Here is a 16,277-nt window from a genome sequence, read left to right on the forward strand (position 1 = left end):
CTAAGATGCCTCAGAGGGCTTCAGAGCGCAGGCAGAGCCAGGGCGGCTTCCACCTTACCGTTGACGATGCGGCACTTCGTATGCCCGCCAACGTCCGTGCTCACGCTCATCACGCCGTCGAGACCCTTCACGGTCCCGATGCGCAGGTTCGCACGCTTGTAGTTGAGGCAGGCAACCGCAACGCGGTCGCCAACCTTGATTGCGTTGCCGAGCTTGTCGGTCACGCTCTCATATGCCGTCACAGCGCCTCCGTGGTCACGCGGACCTGCGAGGAGTGCTGCGAGACGCACTTCAGGACCACGACCGTTGAGCCGGGCGTCCCTTCAGCGAGCTTGTTGGCGTGCTTGTCAGCATCCAACTGCGACGTGAAGTGGTTGTCGCCGGTCGCGGTGAACTCCGGGCCGATCTTCCAAGCGGTGATGTAGCGGGACTGCTTCATTCGTGGTTCCTTCCCCATTTCCGAAACAGTACGTACCGTGAACACCACTTTCGGGTCAAGCGAAATTTCCAGATGGTCCGGGAAACCCGAAGGGCGGCCGTTGATGGCCTTGTCCATCGCCACGAGGGCGTCGAGGCCGTTGAGGTAGGTCGAGGGACCCTTGGACTTCGGCGGCTCATCCCTGAGCTTCATCACGGCAACCTCCTCCTTGCGGAACCACTGGTAGGTTCTGTTCGACCAGCGGGACGGAATTTCGAAGCGGACCCACACGCAGGGGCCAGTGTCACGGACCACACGGCCGGTCGCGCCACGGAAGCGGCGGTGCTCGCCTTCGGGGCGGATGACGATGACGTTCGATCCGATCTTCAATGCCCGTACTCCTTGCGCAGGTTCTCTTCGATCAGGTTCACGTCCATGCCCGCCGCCATCATGCGCACAGCATGGTCGCAGGGGATGCGCCCAAGGCGGGAGACGAACTCCCGCGCTTGAGACAGTAGGCTACGCAAATGCGTATTTGGCATTGAGCACTTCCTTGATGTTGAGCTTGCCGGTTAACTGTTCGCGCTTGGCTACAATTTCCAACCAACGGCTATTGTGTTCATCCAAGGCACACTTCGTCCGTTCAAGGACTTCAGTGAGCACGTCATGCTTCTCGTACATCTCCACGAAGGTCTCGCGGATGATGCCTTGGAAGCGCGCCGCATGGCTTGGAAGACTGCCGAAGCTGTCATGGACCAACGCGAATTGCTTGATGCCCTCACGGAGTGCGTTGAGCACAGTGAGGAGCAGGTGCGATGCGTCACACGCATGCACAAAGTTCGGGGCCGAGCCGTTGACGGCGCGGTGCTTGTCAATGTCCTTCTGAGTGCCCGTGGCGACTTCAGGCTTGAACTTCCGCCTGACGCCGTGGTCGTGCATCCACAGAATGATGCGCTCCGTGACGGGCTCGTGGTAGCGGTTGCTCCACGGGAGCCCAACGGGAGTCGTCCACTCCAGAGGCTTGCCCTCGTGCGCCATGATAGCGGCGAGGTCCTGCAAGAACTCCATGGCCTTCATAGGCAACGGAAGCTCCTTCGCGATGGCTTCACTGGCTGTTGTGGCGAGGAGGCTCGCCGCAGCGAAGTGCTCCTTCCGGGTTGCCCCGAACGGATGCACGGCTCGCTTCTTCACGAGGACTTCGCGCTTCAGCGGGTCCATGAGGTCGTCCATGTGCTGTTGCGTCATGCCGAACTTCTTGGACCCGTAGAACGTCGTCATCGTGTTACGCTTGAACACTTTGCGCCAGTCGCCTTCGTAGGCCAGGACGGTTTGAGCCACGGGGTTGCCCGAAGCTTCCATGGCCGCCTTCGAAGCGGTCGCTACGATGGTGTAGAGGTCGTGGACCTCGTTACGGTCGCAGAGGTTGACCTTCCACGCGTCTTCCGAACGCGTAGCGCCGCACAAATGCTGCGCACCGGAGCAAGAACCGTCCCACGAGCACGGAAGCCCACAGATGTAGTCGGCTCCATACTCCAAAGCCTTCGTTAGCTCCATGCACGCCGCAAGGAACAGGAAGGGTTTGTCGGCTTGGGTCCAGAACGATAACGCCTCTGGCGTCAACGGTCCTCCCCGCTCCCAATCCCTTTGCGCGCAGTCCTTGATGCGCTCCAGATTGTCTTCGGTCCACTTGATACGTTCCTCGTAGGTCTTCTTCGACACCTTGCCGAAGTCGCCACAGTTAGCGACATGCACCATGAGCCACTGAATGCCCTCCTCCGTGATGGGCTCCGCGTCCTTGAACAGGAACAGGGAGCGCACGCGGTCTTCACGCTGGAAGTTGAACGTGCAGAGAGGATATTCGCGGCCCCGCCAATCGAGATTGTGCGGGATATAGAAGGCGTCGAGCTTCGCCAGAGCGTCCGCAGTCTCCATGTCGTCGTCGTACTTCAGACGGTCACGGGCGAGCGTGCGGTTCTCCTTCTTCTTCTCAGCCTTCTCCATGCGGAACGCCTTCTTCGCGTCGTCGTCCATGGCGTCCCACACGTCGTCCTCGACGGTCGGGAGCACAAGGTCTTCGTCGGAAGGCAGGCCATCCACGGCGATGCCACGGCGCTTGCACTCCTTCATGACGCGCAGGAGGTCGTGGTTGATAACCCACGGCACGGCCTGCACAGCGTTCACGGCGTCGAGGGCGGGCTGCATCTCTCCAGAGTCGATAGCGGCCTTCACAGCCACGATGGTCTCACGGTGGCGCGTCCGCACGAGCGTAGCCAGCTTGCGCGCGGTCGGGTCCACAGGCCCGCCCTTGTTGAAGTCCGTCCACGGAACGGGCGGCTCATCAGAAGGCAGGAAGACCGGGTAGCGGCGAATGTGCTGCTGCATGGCCTCGTGAGCCTTCGCAGCCGCCCCTTCGGTCACGGCGAGCATCTGTTGGTCGCCCTCGTGATAGACTTCGAAGAGGTCGGGCAGAGCCGTTTGCAGCACGTCAATCACGAGGTTGCCCACGGCGACGTGCTGAGCAGCGGTCCAGCGGTTGACGAAGCTGAAGCCCTTCTTCTTGGCGATGGAGCGCGCGGCCTGCACGCGGTACTTCAGGTTCCCGTGCTTCTCCTTCACCCACTGCTCAATCTCAGCTTTGATCTTCTTGTCGTGGACCTCAAGCTGTTGAGAGAACAGTTCGTGCCGAAGCATCTCGCCAGTCCGCTCGCAGATCGCCGTGTAGTTCTCCTCCTCGATCACACCACGCAGAGCGCAGTTGAGCGCCACGAGAGCGCAAATGTGCGACGGGATGGTCTTGAGCAGGCTCAGGGCCTTCTCAGACAGGCTGTCCTTGCCGTTGGCACACTTGATGGGCTGAGCCAGCGCCTCCTCCAGAGCGACCGCAAGTCGCTCGTAGCAGCCTTGGGCAATGTGGAGGGCTTCGTCGGTCGAGCCGTAGCCGAAGTTGCGGTTGGCGCGCTTCTTGAGCTTGTCAAAGCGCGCGGCGGCAGCGTCAATCTCAGCGTTGGGTTGGTCGATGATCAATTCCATTCGAAGCTCGCTTTCTGCATAGGTGGTCGTTGGATTGGCTAAGTCGTTGAACCGTCTTACTGAAAGTGCATTTTCACTGCTTTCGCAGACCAAATGCAGTTGTGTTCATTAATCATATAGGCGTGGTGGGACCTATCCGGGTCAATACGGGCTTTGGTCTGTAGGGAAGCGCTGTAGGGGAAGGCCGGAGGGCTGATCAGCTAAGCGGCTGATATCTCTGCGTTTTGGTCCACGTCTGTAGTGGAGTCGGGGCAGCTGGATTCGAACCAACGACCTGCAGTACCCAAAACTGCCGCGCTACCAGGCTGCGCTATACCCCGAATGTCCGGCGAGCCCCGTCGATACACGCTTCCAAAGGCGCCAGCAAGCTTACAAACCGGCACCAGCAAGGCTGCCGGTGCCCCCGCCGGGCGGTGCTATTTGCTGCCAAACAGGGGGTGGCCGACACGGTCGCCGGGGCGGATGCCGTATTTCTGCGCGGTGCCCGCCACCACCTCCAGCACGGCTCGCGCCGGTCCTCCGGACGAGATGATCTTGGTCGACAGCGGCTCGGTGTTCTCAGCAATCCGCAGGATGCGGCCGTCGGCGCGGATGAAGATCATGTCGAGCGAGACATAGGTGTTCTTCATCCACATCGAGATTTCCTGCTCGGGGTTGAAGTCGAACAGCATGCCTTTGCCGTCCGCCAGCTCCTTCCGATACATCAGGCCGGTCTGCTTCTCCTGCTCGGTCGTTGCCATCTCCACCGAGAACACCTGCACGCCGTTCTTGGTGACGATCTCGAGCGGCTGGAAGCTGGCGGCGCCCGCGGGCGCGCTCGCGACGGCGAGGCCGGCGACGACGAGGATGGCGGCGAGCCAACTCCCGGCAAGGAACCGAAAGGGCTTGCGATCAGACTTCAAGGCAAAACGCATGGGGGATGGCACTCGAGGCGTGGGAATGGAACAGTCCTACGCGGCGACCGCCGGAAAAGCCAGAGGCGCGCCGGTTGGCCGGCGCGCCTCTGCTCACGATTGCGGGAATTGGATTGCCCGGGAGCTAAAGCATGATCCGGAAAAGTGCGAAGCGGTTTTCCGAAAAGATCATGCGCAAACAACAACCTAAAGCGCGATGACGATTCATCAAAATCTGATCGCGCTTTAGTGCGACTGCAGGCCAGGCGATCCGGTCTCGGGATGGATCTCGGCTGCCATCATGCCCTTGGAACCGGGCCCGAAGCGGACCAGCACATACTGCCCGGGCCGCAGCTCGGTCATGCCGAAGCGGCGCAGCGTCTCCATGTGCACGAAGATGTCGGGCGTGCCCTCGCCGCAGGTCAGGAAGCCGAAGCCGCGCAGCCGGTTGAACCACTTGACCTGGGCCCGCTCCAGTCCGCTGGTCGCCGTGACCGTGACATGGGTGCGCGGCGGAAGCATCTGCGCCGGATGGATCGCGGTCGACTCGTCCATCGAGACGACGCGGAAGGCCTGGTAGCCCTTGGCGCGCTGGATGCACTCGACGACGATACGCGCGCCTTCGTACGCGGTCTGGAAGCCGTCGCGCCTAAGCACGGTAACGTGCAGGAGCACGTCGGGCCAGCCGTTGTCCGGAACGATGAAGCCGTAACCTTTGGATGCATCGAACCATTTGATGACGCCGGTCACCTCGACGAGGTTGGCGCTCGCCTCTCCCAACCCGGTGAAGGGACTGAGCGCTGTGTCGCGGCCGACGCCATGCTCGCCCGGCGTCAACCGCCCTGGCGTAGTGCCCTGTCCGGGAACTCCAAGCTTCTTGGACTCAAATCCGTCCGACGACCCCATAACCCCGGACCCCACACTGCCATGCAACCCGCCACATTGGCGGCGCTCGAATCACGCGTCTTAAGAGAATGTTCTCAATTGGACGCGACGCGAATCTTTCGACTCAAAAGATAACACTCCCGGTTGAGAGGCATAGATAAAAAAGAGATTCGCCGGAACCTATGAACAGCTTGCACAGCCGCGAATCAAATTGATGCCTCAATTACCGACAAAGGGGCCGAGGGTTTCGCCGATGTCGTGGCGGATGACGAGATCGGCGATGTCGTCCTGTTCGGTCGGCTCGCGATTGATGATCACCAAACGTGCACCGGCGTTCTTCGCCATCATCGGAAAGCCTGCGGCAGGCCACACCACAAGCGACGAACCGATCGCGATGAAGAGGTCGCAATGCTGCGACAGCTCCGTTGCGCGCTGCATTTCATCCTCGGGCATCATCTGACCGAACGAGATCGTGGCGGTCTTCACCGGTTCGTCGCACGCGGTGCAGTTGGGGGCGGCGCCCTCCTCGTCAAATCGTCGCTTCACCCAGTCGAGCTGATACGCCTCGCCGCACCCGATGCAGCGCGCATAGGTGGTATTTCCGTGCAGTTCAATCACGTGCTCCGCGGCGAATCCCGACGCCTGGTGCAAATTGTCGATGTTCTGGGTGATGATGGCGGGAACCTTGCCGGCGCGGTAGAGCGAGGCCAGCGCCCGATGGCCCCGGCCGGGCTTCGCCGCGGCAAAGACCTCCTCCATCGCAAAGCGGCGGCGCCAGGATTCGTCGCGTGCGTCCTGGCTGGCGACGAACTCGCCGAACTCGATCGGACGGTAGCGTGTCCAAATTCCGCCCGGCGAGCGGAAATCGGGGATGCCGCATTCGGTCGAGATGCCGGCGCCGGTGAACGGCACGATGGTCCTGGCTTCGGCGATCATGTCGCCGAGACGTTCAACGCCGCTACGAAGATCTGACGCAATCATGGGCAAGCCATCCTGACTTGAAAGCATGGCTCTATAGCATGGTCCGCGCCGGTCGTTGGTGCGTTCCTGCCTCGCAGCGGATCAGACTCAGCGCGCGCCGGGCCGGCGTCGCGACGTCGTCCTCGTCTGACCCGCCGGCGCTTCGATGCCGAGTCGATCCAACGCGATTGTCGCCGTGCTCGGCGCCTGATTGCACTTGCGGTTTGGCGTTCGGCTAGCTGCGTCGCATCCAAGCGACAAGATTGTTGACGCTCTTATCCACCGCGAACAAACGCCTCGCGTGACGCACGCAGAGCAGCGGAGCTCGGCAATTTTTTCCGACCATCGCTAATCACATTCCTGCAATGCCTCCTCCCCATTGACGCCCCAATCAGAAGCGCCAATGCATGTGTTGACGCGACTCAAGCTGATTGCGGCGGCAGGACTTGAGTGCAGTAGTGCACACATACTCACGTGTAGAGGGGATTTGAGATGACCGAAGACGAACAGCGCAAGATCCGCGAACGCGAAGAGATCGCCGCCCGTGTCGCCGCCTTCCGTGCCACGCAGGAAAAATTCAAACGTGAACGCGAAGAGTATTTCGTGTCGACGCTCGAGAACGCCCGCAAGGTGGAACGGCCCTCGCTCTGGCCGTAAGGCACGCCTGATCGGTGCGCACGAAAAAAGCCCGGAGCATCGCTCCGGGCTTTTCGCTTATTGAGCCGTTACCAATGGCGATAGTAGTGGCGGTGCCGGTAGTACGGTCCACCATAATAGGCGTACGGGCCCGATCCGTAATAATAGCCCGGCCCGTCATAATAGCCGTAGCCCGGACCATAATAGCCGTACGGATGCGACGCGGCGACCGCGCCTGCGGTGATGGCGCCGGCCGCGAGGCCGAATGCCAGGCCCGGACCGATGCCGCGACCGCGCGCCTCAGCCGGCGCAGGAGCCGCGATCGCCGTCACGCCGACGGCAGCGACGGTGGCTAGAACTGCCAGGGTTTTCTTCATCATGCACTCCTCCTTCGCATTCCGGCGAGACAACGCGGTCCGCCTGCGTTGGTTGCGCGCAGGCTGGAACCGGAGGCTGGCAAAAAAATTCGCGACAGGCGGAACGAAAGCGCGCCGGCCTGGTTGAGGTTACGAGTGCAGAGCCTCCGCTATCCGGTAGAGGCAACAGCACGAAGCCCCGTCAGTATCCTCCGCGATGCTGGCGGGGTTTTCAGTTCCACGGGAGCAAATGGCAGCAGACGTTAACGGCTGCCAATGCGGGGCGGACACGAGGGAGGAAGGATTGCCGCTATCCGCTTTGCTGGCCCGTATCCGCAGGCTCGTGCCCAAATCCGGCGACCAACATTACGACGAGATCGTACGCAATTTCGGAGTTGGGACGCTGCGCCCGCCACCAACGCCGATGAGTGACGGCGAGCTCGCGCGGGCCATAGGCGAGTTCCTGAGGGAACAGCCGTCATCGGAGTCGGTCGCCACTCTCGGCAGGCGGCTCGACCCCTCCTCTCGCCTCTAACGCACGATCGGAAAAGGGCGGAACGCACTCAACAAGGTCGGGCGCGAAGAACGGGCCCAAGCGCGATGACAATCCTCCCCCGGTTGCGCGTGAGGGGATTTCTTTTCGTGATCGCGGAACAAACGCGCGGTTTGCACGTTGAGGTTGCCTTCACCAACGAGGCCCGACATGCCCGCGTGGCTCGAGATATTGCTCAATCTGTCTGGCTATGCCGGTTTCGTCGCGCTTGCGAGCCGCGGTGGCGCGTGCACGCGCGCCTCCGTCGACGATCGCATCGCCGGCGACGAGCGCTAGCTAGTTGGTGTGCGGCGCGTGGCCCGCGGTGCGGACCAGCCGGTCGGCCTTGACCGCGACGCGCGTGTCCTCGAGTTGCGGCCGCAGCGAGAAGCTGATCACCACGAAAGCGAGGCAGAACAGCGAGCCGACGATGGCGACACGCCGGTAGGTGTGGCGGTCGCCTTGGTAGAATGACGGTTCTGAAAAAGGTGTCATGAGAAATACGTTGGCAAAGTTGCTTCTTGGCAAAGCGGTTTCTTGATTGTCCTTGCAGGACATACCTACGCCAGGCAGCGGCGATCGCAACGCAATTGGGCTTTTAACCTAACCGAATAGGGTTATCCGCTTCCGCGCAAGCTTCCGTTAGGAGTTGGCGCAGCGCCGCGCTGGGCGAGCGATCGCCGATTGCGCTGCGCTCCGTCCCGCCAACGGGTTCGTCGCTTTTCATGCGGCGCCGATCAGGCAAGGCGCACGCTGCGTCGTCTCACGCTGGCTCGTTCTGACACAGGTGCCGCATCGAAGCGCGGGCAGCCACGCCTTGTTCTGCATCCGACTCCATTTCGTTCCCGAAGAACGAATCGGAGTCGAGAAAACCGGCGTGGCTCTCTTCCTAACGAATGATGAAGTCGCGCGCCGCTGCGGCCTCGGCGGCAGATATTTTCGGCGGCAGGAATTTCGACACGACCGCAAACACGATGACGATCTCGCGGCAGGGCTCGCATCGAAAGCTGTTGGTCGAGGTCGCCGTCATCGGCCTTGCGCATCGCGGACATGTCATGGGGCGCGAACGCTGATCCAGGATGATCGTTCCTAAGCGTTACCGCGGCGAACAGATCGAAGCGCAATGCCCTGCGCGAGAGCCGGCTTGCGATCAGAAATCCGACGTAACAAACGCCACGCGGCAATGCCCGATCAAGCGCGGGCGACCCGAGCGAGTCCGCCGCCTGCCTGATCTCGCCGAATTAGGCTGCACGCGGCTCAAGCCGCGCGCCTGGCTTTGCCCTTCTCGGAAAAGCACTCGAGGATCTGGATGCGGAGCTCTTCCGCCGCCGGGCCCTCGACCTTCCTGAGCTCGTTCCAGAGCCGGATCACTTCGCGTTGTTTATCGACGGTCATGAGTCACCTCCAAGGTGGACTCATAAGAACAAAATAAGAACAAAAAGTCCAGCCCTCGCGCGCGATCTCCGCGAAATTATCTTGAACCTTCCGCGCGCTGCGCAGACTCATGAGCACTGGGGATTTCAGCGCCCAGCAACATAGCAGCGCCGCTTGACGAACATATTCCGTCACCGCGGCGCTGTTGCTTTTTGGATTTTCAACCTTAAGTTAGAGGTGGAGCTGACGGCCAGGCGCTGAAATCCCATCGCCGTCAGTTTGGAAAGCCCCGTGCGAGAGCGCGGGGTTTTTTCCTGTCAGGCATCGCAAACGCTTGGCGCGGACACCCATCGCGGGAACGGCTCTGCGCCCTGCCCGTTACTCCGCCGAGGGTGACGCAATGCCAAGGACGTTTTTCGCCATCGAGGTCGTCAGGCAGGTCGAGGCGACGCTCGAGATCATCGTGGAAGCTGCGGATGAGGATACCGCGCAGGCCGCGGCGCTCGCGCATCTGAAGGCGCGCGGCAACGAATATGAATGGCTCAATCCAAAGTCGGAGTTCATCGTCTGGCGCAAGCGGCCGGTCGACACGCCGCCGATCGTGGACGTGACGGCATGATCCGTGCGCGTCTCCTCGCGCGCGACGAGCCGTGGAACGGATTGCGCGCCTGCGCATTATCACGGTGAATTCAGTGGTGCTGAGGGCTGTGCGACGCGGCCGTCAGCTTTGAAGAACCCCGCAGCCCCCGCGCGGGGTTTTTCTCTTTTTGCAATTGGCGGCTGAACCTTTTCGGTGCCCGCGCGTCTAATTAAATGAAGCTTCCCCCAGGCTTCACCCCCACCAGAAAGCCCCGCTTCCCCCAGGCGGGGTTTTCGCTTTTGCGGGGTAGCCGCGCCGCCGGCCTTGCGTGCTACAGGCGGCGCGATCGCCGTATCAGACGGCGTCCTTGGCCACCTTCAGCGGCGAGGCCTTCACCGACTTGCTGGCGGGCTTGGCCGCGAACTGCATCGGCTCCTTGGTGAAGGGATTGATGCCCATGCGGGCTTCGGTCGCCGGCTTGTTCACGACCGACATCTTCACGAAACCGGGAATGACGAACTCGCCGGACTCGTTGAGCTCCTTGTATCCGACGGTGGCCATGTACTCGATGACCGACTTCACGTCGTTCTTCGCAAGCTGCGTGCCCTCGGCGATCGCATCGATCAATTGAGTCTTGGTCATCTTCGCCATGTCGAGAATCCTTCTGAATTGGGTGCGCGTGAGTGTTGAGTTCACTCCGCCGGGCACATGACAAAACCGCGCAGCGCGCTTCGTGGTCATGCCGACGGTCAGGAAGTCACCGGGCTTAGAACCCATCGAGGCCGAAAACGCAAGCCGCAGTTTCACGGCCATCCCGTCACTTTTTGCTTGCGCCTGCCGCCCCTTGCGCAAGATCTCGCGCGCTATATCGGCCGCGACATGGCGAAACTGCGTCAACGACTTTCGCCGTCAACGCGCGTTCGCGATGCCGTTGATATAGGTCGCCGGCGGCTGGCCGAGCGCCTTCCTGAACATGGTGATGAAGGCCGTGACCGATTCATAGCCGAGCTGGGCCGAGACTTGCTGCACGCTCGCGCCCGCGGCGAGCTCGCGGATCGCGACGATCAGATGCAGCTGCTGACGCCAGCGTCCGAACGTCAGTCCCGTCTCCTTGACCACGAGACGCGCAAGGCTGCTCTCGCTGAGCGCGAGATGACTCGCCCATTCCGCAAGCGTGCGACGGTCCGCCGGATCGTCCGCAAGTGCAGTCGCAATGCGCTTCAAGCGCGGCTCCGCCGGAAGCGGCAGATGCAGCTGCTGCAGCGGCATGTGCGGCAGCTCGCCGAGCAGCACGCCGATCAGGCGTTCGCGCCGCGCCTCGTCGTGCTGCGTGCCGTCGGACAACTCAACGATCAATTCGCGCAGCAAGGGCGAGATCGAGATCGTGCAGCAGCGCCCGGGCAGCCGGCTCAGCTCCGGCTCGACATAGACGAAGAACAGCCGCGCATTCGCGGTCGCCCGGTTGCTGTGCGCCATGCCGCCGGGAATCCAGACCGCGCAATGCGGCGGCACCATCCACAGGCCGCTAGGGACGCGGCAGGTGACGCCGCCGCCGAGCGAGACCACCAGCTGTCCCTTGCGATGGCTGTGCTCGGGCACCTCGCCCCTGGTGCCGTCGGCATCGACGCGCACGGCAATGACCGGCGCGGAGCGGTCGTCCACATCGAGGTCGAGCCAGGGATAGCTGAGGGGCTGCCGCATGATTGACGGTATTTGACGATCGATTGCGATAATACGCAAATTCTTCCAGTCCGGAAGCCGGTAAATCCGAGGTCGCCCCCAACAGGAGATGCGACCGTGGACGCCCTCACCACCTCAAAGACTGCGGAACTCGGCCGGCTGGTCCGCACGCAGGCAGGCTATGTGCGCGGCGAGGCACGGGACGCAGACGGCGTGCTGGCATTCAAAGGCATTCCCTACGCCGCACCGCCGCTCGGGCCGCTGCGCTGGCGGGCGCCGCAGGCGCCATTGCCCTGGCGCGATGTGCGCGACGCCTCGGCCTTCGGCGCGGGATGTCTCTCCTCGCTCGCGCATGACCCCCGCCCGGGCCCGCGCAGCGAGGATTGCCTCACGCTGAATGTCTGGACCGCTGCAACAACAGCCGACGAGAAGCGGCCGGTGATGGCCTGGATCCACGGCGGCGGCTTTCAGTTCGGCTCCGCCGCCAATCCCGCCACCGACGGCCGACCGCTGGCGGCGAAAGGCATTGTCGTCGTCAGCTTCAACTACCGCCTCGGCATCCTCGGTTTCCTCGCCCATCCCGATCTCGACACCGATGCGCCGTCGGGCAATTACGGCCTGCAGGACCAGCTTGCGGCACTGCGCTGGATCCGCGCCAACATCGCCGCGTTCGGCGGCGACCCCGACAACGTCACCCTGTTCGGCGAGTCCGCCGGTGCGATGGCGGTCGGCATCCTCATGGCCTCGCCGCTCGCCCATGGCCTGTTCCACAAGGCGATCGGCCAGAGCGGCGCGTTCTGGGACGGCCGGCACGGCCCTTTGCAGAGTTACGATGAAGCCCGCGCGCGCGGCCTCGCTTTCGCGCGCCGGCAAGACAGCGCGTCGATCGCAGCGTTGCGCGACCTGCCCGTCGAGCATCTGATCGCCGCCGCGCCCTGGAGCTTCGCGCGCGACCATGTCACGGAAGCGTTCTCGCCGAGCATCGATCGCCATTTGATCCCGGATGCGCCCGCGCGGCGTTTCCTGCGCGGCGATCAGATGCAGATCCCGCTGCTGGCGGGCTGGAACGGCGCGGAAGGATTTCCGTTCATGGCGCTCTCTCTCCCCGCGCACTCCGCGCAGGCGTTTCGCGCTGCGGCCGAGGCGATGTTCGGCACGGCGCGCCTTGCGGATTTCCTAAGCCTCTATCCCGCCGGCACCGACGCCGAGGCCCGGGCGTCCGCCGCCGCGCTGACGGGCGACATGGTGATCTCCGAGCAATGCTGGCAATGGCTGCGGCTGCACGCTGCCGGCCGTGCGCCGACTTACGGCTATCACTTCAACCACACCTCGCCCTACACGCCGGTCGCCTCGCACGTCACCGAGATCCCCTTCGTGTTCGGCACGCTGACGCCACAGCAGATCGTCGGCAGCACGGCGCCGCCGGCCGAGGCGGACCGCGCGCTGTCACGGATGATGATGGACTATTGGGTCAATTTCGCGCGGCGCGGAGATCCCAACGGGCCGGGCCTGCCGTTTTGGCCCGCTCATGACGAGACCGGCGTGGTGCAGATCCTGGGCGCGACGATCGAACCTCGCAAGGCTCCGCAGGCCGATCGCTTCGCTTTCCTCGGCGGGTTCAGGGAGAACGGCGTGCTGCCGATGCGCTGGCGAAGGGTGCGCTAAACGCCGGCTGCGACCTTCAGTCCGCCGGAATGAAACGCAGCGTGCCGGCGCGACGCGTCGGCTGGCCGGTGTCGTTGGTGTGATTGACGCCGTCCATCACCGGCACCTCCGGGAAATCGAACGGGCTGACGCCGTCGAGGCACGCCACGTTGACGGCATAAAGGGTCGTGTCGGACCGCCGCTGATGATGGGTGTAGATGCCGCAGCGCGCGCAGAAGAAATGCTGCGCCGTCCCGGTGTGAAAACGGTAGCTGGTCAGCGCGTCCTCGCCCGCCAGGAACCTGATCCCGCCCATCTCCGCCATGACGACGACCGCCCCGCGCATCCGGCAGTAGGAGCAGGTGCAGCGGCGGATCGAATTGAAACTGTCGCTCAGGGTCGCCTCGAACCGAACGGCGCCGCAATGGCACTGCCCTGCCCGAATGGTCTTCTCGCCCGCCATCGTGTCCATGTCTCCTGTTCCGATCCCTCTACGCTTCCGGGATATCACAGACGACGTCTTGGTGGGGAGCGGAGCAAGCGCCTCGTCCTTCGAGACGCGCGACGCGCTGCTCGGAATGAGGCTCAGCGGCATTGGCATACGCAAAAATCGTCGCCGCGAACACCGCCCTCATCCTGAGGGCCCGCCATCGGCGGGCGTCTCGAAGGATTGGCCGCGAGCGAGCTGCCGCCCCATTTCGTCATTTGCGACAGCCTCGCCGTCTCCACGCCCCCGGTGGAAACAAGGCGTCACCTTGCAGTGAAACTTGTGACTTGAGACGTGTTGTTCAGACTTCAGTAACCCAACGCATCCAAGCTCGCGTCAGTATCGTTGCGTTGGAGTATCCCCACAGTGCTGGATTTTCACGAGCTGCGTGAACTCGCGGCTGATGTTCGCGTGTTCATCGACGTCGCCGAAGACAAGGCCGAGGCGCTCAGGGCCGTGATCGCGGCCTATGACGTGGTGCTGGCGATCTTCCCGGCAAGGGAAGGCATGGGCCTGCACGTCATCAAGGGCAAGGAGATCCTCGACAGGATCGCAGGCGCGCGCAGCCACGCGGCCTACAGCCACACCGCCATCGCGGTTCCCGATCTCGCCCACGCCGAAGCGCTGAAATACCTGACCACGCCGGTCGAGCAGCGCATCGCGGCTTAGGTCGCGCCCCGCGGGCTGCTTTCCGTTCGAGTTCTCTCGGCAAACGCGACCTCATCCTGAGGGCCCGCCGCAAGGCGGGCGTCTCGAAGGATGGGCTGCAGGCAAGCTGCCCGCCAGATCGTCACGAAAGCGAGACACCTCGCCCGTTGCCGGGGCGGCGCGTCCGATCAGCTGCCCGGCGGCTTGTAGGACGAGCGCAGCTTCGCCGCGTTCTGCCGCACAGACTTGATCTCGTCCTGCGTGAACAGGCGCGTCAGCTTCACGTTCTGCAGCGTGCCAGCCGTGACGGTGAGCCCGGAGATCGCCGGCGCCGCGCTGGGATCGGGCACGTCGAAGATCACGAGGACGCCGGGGCCGTCGGCCGCGACGCTGTACATCGAGACCAGCTTGCCGCCGGCCGCCTCGATCAGCTTTGCCGCCGCCTCCTGGCGATTGGTCGTGGGGTTTTCCAGAATGGCATTGAGCGCGCGCGGTGTGTATTGCCCTGTGAGACAGAAATGCATGGCTTGCTCCGTTCTGAAATGAAGACGCACATCGCGACGAGCTGATCGTCACGATGGTGGGCTCTGAAATGAATGGAGTGCATCGCCCGCCGTGGGCACAAACGCCGCCAGGTACTGACGAGGTTTCGGCACACCTCGTTGGCGGCTCGGACGCGAACATACAGCAGCGGGCGTGCTGGCGAAAGGCGGTTTCGCCAAGCCGCTCCACATCGCCGCACGATCCGGTCGCCCAAGCCGATGTTTTCGTTTTTGAAAACGCGCCGGAGATTTCTTTCCCTCGCTAGGAACGTGACCTCCTTGTGCCCGTTGGCCAACACAACCAACAGGAGTTCGAGATGAAGAAAATCCTCGTTGCGGCCGCGGCGCTCGGCCTGATGTGCGGCACCGCCCTCGCGCAGAACCAGACAGGCCCTGCCCCACAATCCGACAACATGCAGAAGCCCGGCATGAAGAACACGAACAGGGGCTCGACGACCACCGGCACGACCGGAATGAGCCGCGATGGCATGGGAAGCAGCGGAATGGTGCGGCCGGATGCGTCTGGCCAGGGCGGTTCCGGCCCCGGCAGCGACCAGGGCGGCACGAAGACGCGCAGCAACATGAGATAAGCCGGGCGTCGCTCGCCCGACCTTGCGGCCGCGTCGCTTTCCTCGAAGCGGCGCGGCTCTCGCGAACTGACCGGACGTTCGGCCGATCAATTGATCGAAAGGCGGTCACTTCTTGACGACGACGTCGATGTGCCTGTTGCGATCGTCCCACCGGCCCGACGACAGGCAGCTTTGGCGATAACCTTCGCAGGCCGCAAGGTCGCCGCCATGCTTGGAATTCCAGGCCTTGCAGGTCGAGGCGATGTAGGTGCAGGTGCACTTGCCGGTCGCGCATTGCTTTTCAACCGCGGTTTCGGCGGAGGCCGCGCCGATCGACGCGACGGTGAACAGCAGGGCTGCAAGCAGCTTCATGTCTGAGCCTTCAACGCTTCCAGGTATCGAAATTGCCGTCTCGCTTGCCGACCTCCTTCGCCTGCTTGACGGAGATGCCGTCACGGCAGGCGATGTAGGACTGGACCTGTGCGTTGGTCCCGGCCCGGTGCGCACGCCACATCTCGGGTGTGAACCCGTTCTTGGCCATGCATTCGATCGCGTGAGGGGTGCTGTTGGAGGCCGCGTGAGCGGGGACGACGGCCAATGAAAAAAGTATCGCTGAAACGCAAAAGAGAGCTCTCACTTATCCTCCCGATTTCCGGCTATTGTTGTTTACAGACGAAGGGCGTCCCGTTGGACGTTCGTCCCGTGACCGTCTTGCCCTTCCTGGTCACGGGATAGTTGTTGCCTCTCCCGTAGGGCGACAGATGGATGTAGGCGGTATCGCCCCCATCGTAATTGCCCGACACCATGTTCTTCGCAGAACAGGTCCAGGCTTCTGCTTGTGCACTGCCACTCAATGCGGCGCAGAAAAGCGCGAGCAGCCCCAGCCGGCCCGTCATTTCGAATTCCCCCAATGGAACCAGAATAGCGGGTTCCATCAAAACCTCAAGTGGTCGGTTCCAATTTACTCAACGCTGAATTTGGCATGGGCGAGCGTTCACAACGAAAGGCGCACGGAACGCTCGGTTTGCGCGCGAATTGACTCA

The 16,277-nt window shown here is 62.9% G+C and carries 24 protein-coding genes and 1 tRNA gene; 6 read left to right on the forward strand and 19 right to left on the reverse strand.

The window, feature by feature from the left end; genetic code table 11:
* Positions 1-20: 20 nt before the first annotated feature.
* The 8 genes from JQ617_RS08205 to JQ617_RS08240 all read right to left on the reverse strand — a co-directional run bounded on the left by JQ617_RS08205 (position 21) and on the right by JQ617_RS08240 (position 6,207).
* On the reverse strand, positions 21-224 hold the full coding sequence (locus tag JQ617_RS08205) for a hypothetical protein (RefSeq protein ID WP_212025800.1): 204 nt from the start codon (positions 222-224) through the stop codon (positions 21-23).
* Positions 225-238: 14 nt separating this feature from the next.
* Positions 239-808, reverse strand: coding sequence for a hypothetical protein (locus JQ617_RS08210; protein ID WP_212025802.1), 570 nt, complete (start codon positions 806-808; stop codon positions 239-241).
* Entirely contained in the window at positions 805-960 is a 156-nt protein-coding gene (locus JQ617_RS08215) for a hypothetical protein (RefSeq protein ID WP_212025804.1), read from the reverse strand. The genes JQ617_RS08210 and JQ617_RS08215 overlap by 4 nt, the downstream gene beginning before the upstream one ends.
* Positions 938-3,448 carry a DNA-directed RNA polymerase gene (locus JQ617_RS08220; protein ID WP_212025805.1) on the reverse strand — a complete coding sequence of 837 codons (2,511 nt, stop codon included), beginning with the start codon at positions 3,446-3,448 and terminating at the stop codon, positions 938-940. The genes JQ617_RS08215 and JQ617_RS08220 overlap by 23 nt, the downstream gene beginning before the upstream one ends.
* Before the next feature lie 246 nt (positions 3,449-3,694).
* Positions 3,695-3,768 (reverse strand) — tRNA-Pro (locus JQ617_RS08225).
* A 96-nt stretch (positions 3,769-3,864) separates the two neighbouring features.
* A complete protein-coding gene (locus tag JQ617_RS08230) occupies positions 3,865-4,350 on the reverse strand; it encodes a DUF192 domain-containing protein (RefSeq protein WP_430642919.1) in 486 nt (161 codons plus the stop codon).
* Between the two features lie 237 nt (positions 4,351-4,587).
* Positions 4,588-5,247, reverse strand: coding sequence for a cold-shock protein (locus JQ617_RS08235; RefSeq protein WP_212025806.1), 660 nt, complete (start codon positions 5,245-5,247; stop codon positions 4,588-4,590).
* Positions 5,248-5,445: 198 nt separating this feature from the next.
* A complete protein-coding gene (locus JQ617_RS08240) occupies positions 5,446-6,207 on the reverse strand; it encodes an SIR2 family NAD-dependent protein deacylase (protein WP_212025807.1) in 762 nt (253 codons plus the stop codon).
* Positions 6,208-6,678: 471 nt separating this feature from the next.
* Here JQ617_RS08240 and JQ617_RS08245 point away from each other — a divergent pair, with 471 nt between their 5' ends.
* On the forward strand, positions 6,679-6,843 hold the full coding sequence (locus tag JQ617_RS08245; protein WP_164933808.1) for a hypothetical protein: 165 nt from the start codon (positions 6,679-6,681) through the stop codon (positions 6,841-6,843).
* Positions 6,844-6,911: 68 nt separating this feature from the next.
* On the opposite strand, the gene JQ617_RS08250 is transcribed toward JQ617_RS08245, so the two are convergent.
* On the reverse strand, positions 6,912-7,199 hold the full coding sequence (locus JQ617_RS08250) for a hypothetical protein (protein WP_063684858.1): 288 nt from the start codon (positions 7,197-7,199) through the stop codon (positions 6,912-6,914).
* 682 nt (positions 7,200-7,881) lie between these two features.
* On the opposite strand from JQ617_RS08250, the gene JQ617_RS40205 reads away from it, so the two are divergent.
* Entirely contained in the window at positions 7,882-8,007 is a 126-nt protein-coding gene (locus tag JQ617_RS40205) for a hypothetical protein (protein WP_283842040.1), read from the forward strand.
* Here the strand turns inward: JQ617_RS40205 and JQ617_RS08255 are convergent, their stop codons facing one another.
* From JQ617_RS08255 to JQ617_RS08265, 3 genes are all read right to left on the reverse strand, one after another.
* The gene (locus JQ617_RS08255) at positions 8,008-8,205 is read right to left on the reverse strand and encodes a hypothetical protein (RefSeq protein ID WP_212025808.1); all 198 of its coding nucleotides are present in this window, start codon (positions 8,203-8,205) and stop codon (positions 8,008-8,010) included.
* A gap of 394 nt (positions 8,206-8,599) precedes the next feature.
* Positions 8,600-8,740, reverse strand: a complete 141-nt coding sequence (locus JQ617_RS08260; protein WP_212025809.1) for a hypothetical protein — start codon at positions 8,738-8,740, stop codon at positions 8,600-8,602.
* 227 nt (positions 8,741-8,967) lie between these two features.
* A complete protein-coding gene (locus JQ617_RS08265) occupies positions 8,968-9,105 on the reverse strand; it encodes a hypothetical protein (RefSeq protein WP_167358215.1) in 138 nt (45 codons plus the stop codon).
* Between the two features lie 379 nt (positions 9,106-9,484).
* Between JQ617_RS08265 and JQ617_RS08270 the strand changes: the two genes are divergently transcribed.
* Positions 9,485-9,703 carry a hypothetical protein gene (locus JQ617_RS08270; RefSeq protein WP_212025810.1) on the forward strand — a complete coding sequence of 73 codons (219 nt, stop codon included), beginning with the start codon at positions 9,485-9,487 and terminating at the stop codon, positions 9,701-9,703.
* A 315-nt stretch (positions 9,704-10,018) separates the two neighbouring features.
* Here the strand turns inward: JQ617_RS08270 and JQ617_RS08275 are convergent, their stop codons facing one another.
* Entirely contained in the window at positions 10,019-10,315 is a 297-nt protein-coding gene (locus JQ617_RS08275) for an HU family DNA-binding protein (protein WP_057754729.1), read from the reverse strand.
* A 258-nt stretch (positions 10,316-10,573) separates the two neighbouring features.
* On the reverse strand, positions 10,574-11,365 hold the full coding sequence (locus JQ617_RS08280; RefSeq protein WP_212025811.1) for an AraC family transcriptional regulator: 792 nt from the start codon (positions 11,363-11,365) through the stop codon (positions 10,574-10,576).
* Positions 11,366-11,461: 96 nt separating this feature from the next.
* Between JQ617_RS08280 and JQ617_RS08285 the strand changes: the two genes are divergently transcribed.
* Positions 11,462-13,009: a carboxylesterase/lipase family protein gene (locus tag JQ617_RS08285; protein ID WP_212025812.1), complete on the forward strand. Its 1,548-nt coding sequence runs from the start codon at positions 11,462-11,464 to the stop codon at positions 13,007-13,009.
* A gap of 16 nt (positions 13,010-13,025) precedes the next feature.
* On the opposite strand, the gene JQ617_RS08290 is transcribed toward JQ617_RS08285, so the two are convergent.
* Positions 13,026-13,451 (reverse strand): GFA family protein, encoded by a 426-nt coding sequence (locus tag JQ617_RS08290; RefSeq protein WP_212026004.1) that lies wholly within the window; start codon positions 13,449-13,451, stop codon positions 13,026-13,028.
* 390 nt (positions 13,452-13,841) lie between these two features.
* Here JQ617_RS08290 and JQ617_RS08295 point away from each other — a divergent pair, with 390 nt between their 5' ends.
* Positions 13,842-14,144 (forward strand): hypothetical protein, encoded by a 303-nt coding sequence (locus tag JQ617_RS08295; RefSeq protein WP_212025813.1) that lies wholly within the window; start codon positions 13,842-13,844, stop codon positions 14,142-14,144.
* Between the two features lie 167 nt (positions 14,145-14,311).
* Here the strand turns inward: JQ617_RS08295 and JQ617_RS08300 are convergent, their stop codons facing one another.
* Positions 14,312-14,647, reverse strand: a complete 336-nt coding sequence (locus JQ617_RS08300; RefSeq protein ID WP_212025814.1) for a GYD domain-containing protein — start codon at positions 14,645-14,647, stop codon at positions 14,312-14,314.
* A gap of 335 nt (positions 14,648-14,982) precedes the next feature.
* On the opposite strand from JQ617_RS08300, the gene JQ617_RS08305 reads away from it, so the two are divergent.
* Positions 14,983-15,255, forward strand: a complete 273-nt coding sequence (locus JQ617_RS08305) for a hypothetical protein (RefSeq protein ID WP_212025815.1) — start codon at positions 14,983-14,985, stop codon at positions 15,253-15,255.
* A 105-nt stretch (positions 15,256-15,360) separates the two neighbouring features.
* Here JQ617_RS08305 and JQ617_RS08310 read toward each other — a convergent pair whose 3' ends face one another.
* The 3 genes from JQ617_RS08310 to JQ617_RS08320 form a co-directional block, all read right to left on the reverse strand.
* Positions 15,361-15,606: a hypothetical protein gene (locus tag JQ617_RS08310; protein WP_212025816.1), complete on the reverse strand. Its 246-nt coding sequence runs from the start codon at positions 15,604-15,606 to the stop codon at positions 15,361-15,363.
* 10 nt (positions 15,607-15,616) lie between these two features.
* Entirely contained in the window at positions 15,617-15,775 is a 159-nt protein-coding gene (locus tag JQ617_RS08315; protein WP_212025817.1) for a hypothetical protein, read from the reverse strand.
* Between the two features lie 115 nt (positions 15,776-15,890).
* Complete coding sequence (locus tag JQ617_RS08320) at positions 15,891-16,169, reverse strand: hypothetical protein (RefSeq protein WP_212025818.1); 279 nt, start codon at positions 16,167-16,169, stop codon at positions 15,891-15,893.
* Between the last annotated feature and the right edge of the window lie 108 nt (positions 16,170-16,277).

This window comes from Bradyrhizobium sp. KB893862 SZCCT0404 (genome assembly GCF_018130885.1).
In the GTDB taxonomy this organism is placed as follows: Bacteria; Pseudomonadota; Alphaproteobacteria; order Rhizobiales; family Xanthobacteraceae; genus Bradyrhizobium; species Bradyrhizobium stylosanthis.

Excerpts from the sequence above, each read along its gene's own strand:
- JQ617_RS08320 (WP_212025818.1), bottom strand. The coding sequence starts at position 16,169 with ATGGAACCCGCTATTCTGGTTCCATTGGGGGAATTCGAAATGACGGGC.
- JQ617_RS08245 (WP_164933808.1), top strand. The coding sequence starts at position 6,679 with ATGACCGAAGACGAACAGCGCAAGATCCGCGAACGCGAAGAGATCGCC.
- JQ617_RS08310 (WP_212025816.1), bottom strand. The coding sequence starts at position 15,606 with ATGAAGCTGCTTGCAGCCCTGCTGTTCACCGTCGCGTCGATCGGCGCG.
- JQ617_RS08265 (WP_167358215.1), bottom strand. The coding sequence starts at position 9,105 with ATGACCGTCGATAAACAACGCGAAGTGATCCGGCTCTGGAACGAGCTC.
- JQ617_RS08290 (WP_212026004.1), bottom strand. The coding sequence starts at position 13,451 with ATGGCGGGCGAGAAGACCATTCGGGCAGGGCAGTGCCATTGCGGCGCC.
- JQ617_RS08300 (WP_212025814.1), bottom strand. The coding sequence starts at position 14,647 with ATGCATTTCTGTCTCACAGGGCAATACACACCGCGCGCGCTCAATGCC.
- JQ617_RS08315 (WP_212025817.1), bottom strand. The coding sequence starts at position 15,775 with ATGGCCAAGAACGGGTTCACACCCGAGATGTGGCGTGCGCACCGGGCC.
- JQ617_RS08255 (WP_212025808.1), bottom strand. The coding sequence starts at position 8,205 with ATGACACCTTTTTCAGAACCGTCATTCTACCAAGGCGACCGCCACACC.
- JQ617_RS08270 (WP_212025810.1), top strand. The coding sequence starts at position 9,485 with ATGCCAAGGACGTTTTTCGCCATCGAGGTCGTCAGGCAGGTCGAGGCG.
- JQ617_RS08220 (WP_212025805.1), bottom strand. The coding sequence starts at position 3,448 with ATGGAATTGATCATCGACCAACCCAACGCTGAGATTGACGCTGCCGCC.
- JQ617_RS08235 (WP_212025806.1), bottom strand. The coding sequence starts at position 5,247 with ATGGGGTCGTCGGACGGATTTGAGTCCAAGAAGCTTGGAGTTCCCGGA.
- JQ617_RS08275 (WP_057754729.1), bottom strand. The coding sequence starts at position 10,315 with ATGGCGAAGATGACCAAGACTCAATTGATCGATGCGATCGCCGAGGGC.
- JQ617_RS08240 (WP_212025807.1), bottom strand. The coding sequence starts at position 6,207 with ATGATTGCGTCAGATCTTCGTAGCGGCGTTGAACGTCTCGGCGACATG.
- JQ617_RS08215 (WP_212025804.1), bottom strand. The coding sequence starts at position 960 with ATGCCAAATACGCATTTGCGTAGCCTACTGTCTCAAGCGCGGGAGTTC.
- JQ617_RS40205 (WP_283842040.1), top strand. The coding sequence starts at position 7,882 with ATGCCCGCGTGGCTCGAGATATTGCTCAATCTGTCTGGCTATGCCGGT.
- JQ617_RS08280 (WP_212025811.1), bottom strand. The coding sequence starts at position 11,365 with ATGCGGCAGCCCCTCAGCTATCCCTGGCTCGACCTCGATGTGGACGAC.
- JQ617_RS08250 (WP_063684858.1), bottom strand. The coding sequence starts at position 7,199 with ATGAAGAAAACCCTGGCAGTTCTAGCCACCGTCGCTGCCGTCGGCGTG.
- JQ617_RS08260 (WP_212025809.1), bottom strand. The coding sequence starts at position 8,740 with ATGACGGCGACCTCGACCAACAGCTTTCGATGCGAGCCCTGCCGCGAG.
- JQ617_RS08305 (WP_212025815.1), top strand. The coding sequence starts at position 14,983 with ATGAAGAAAATCCTCGTTGCGGCCGCGGCGCTCGGCCTGATGTGCGGC.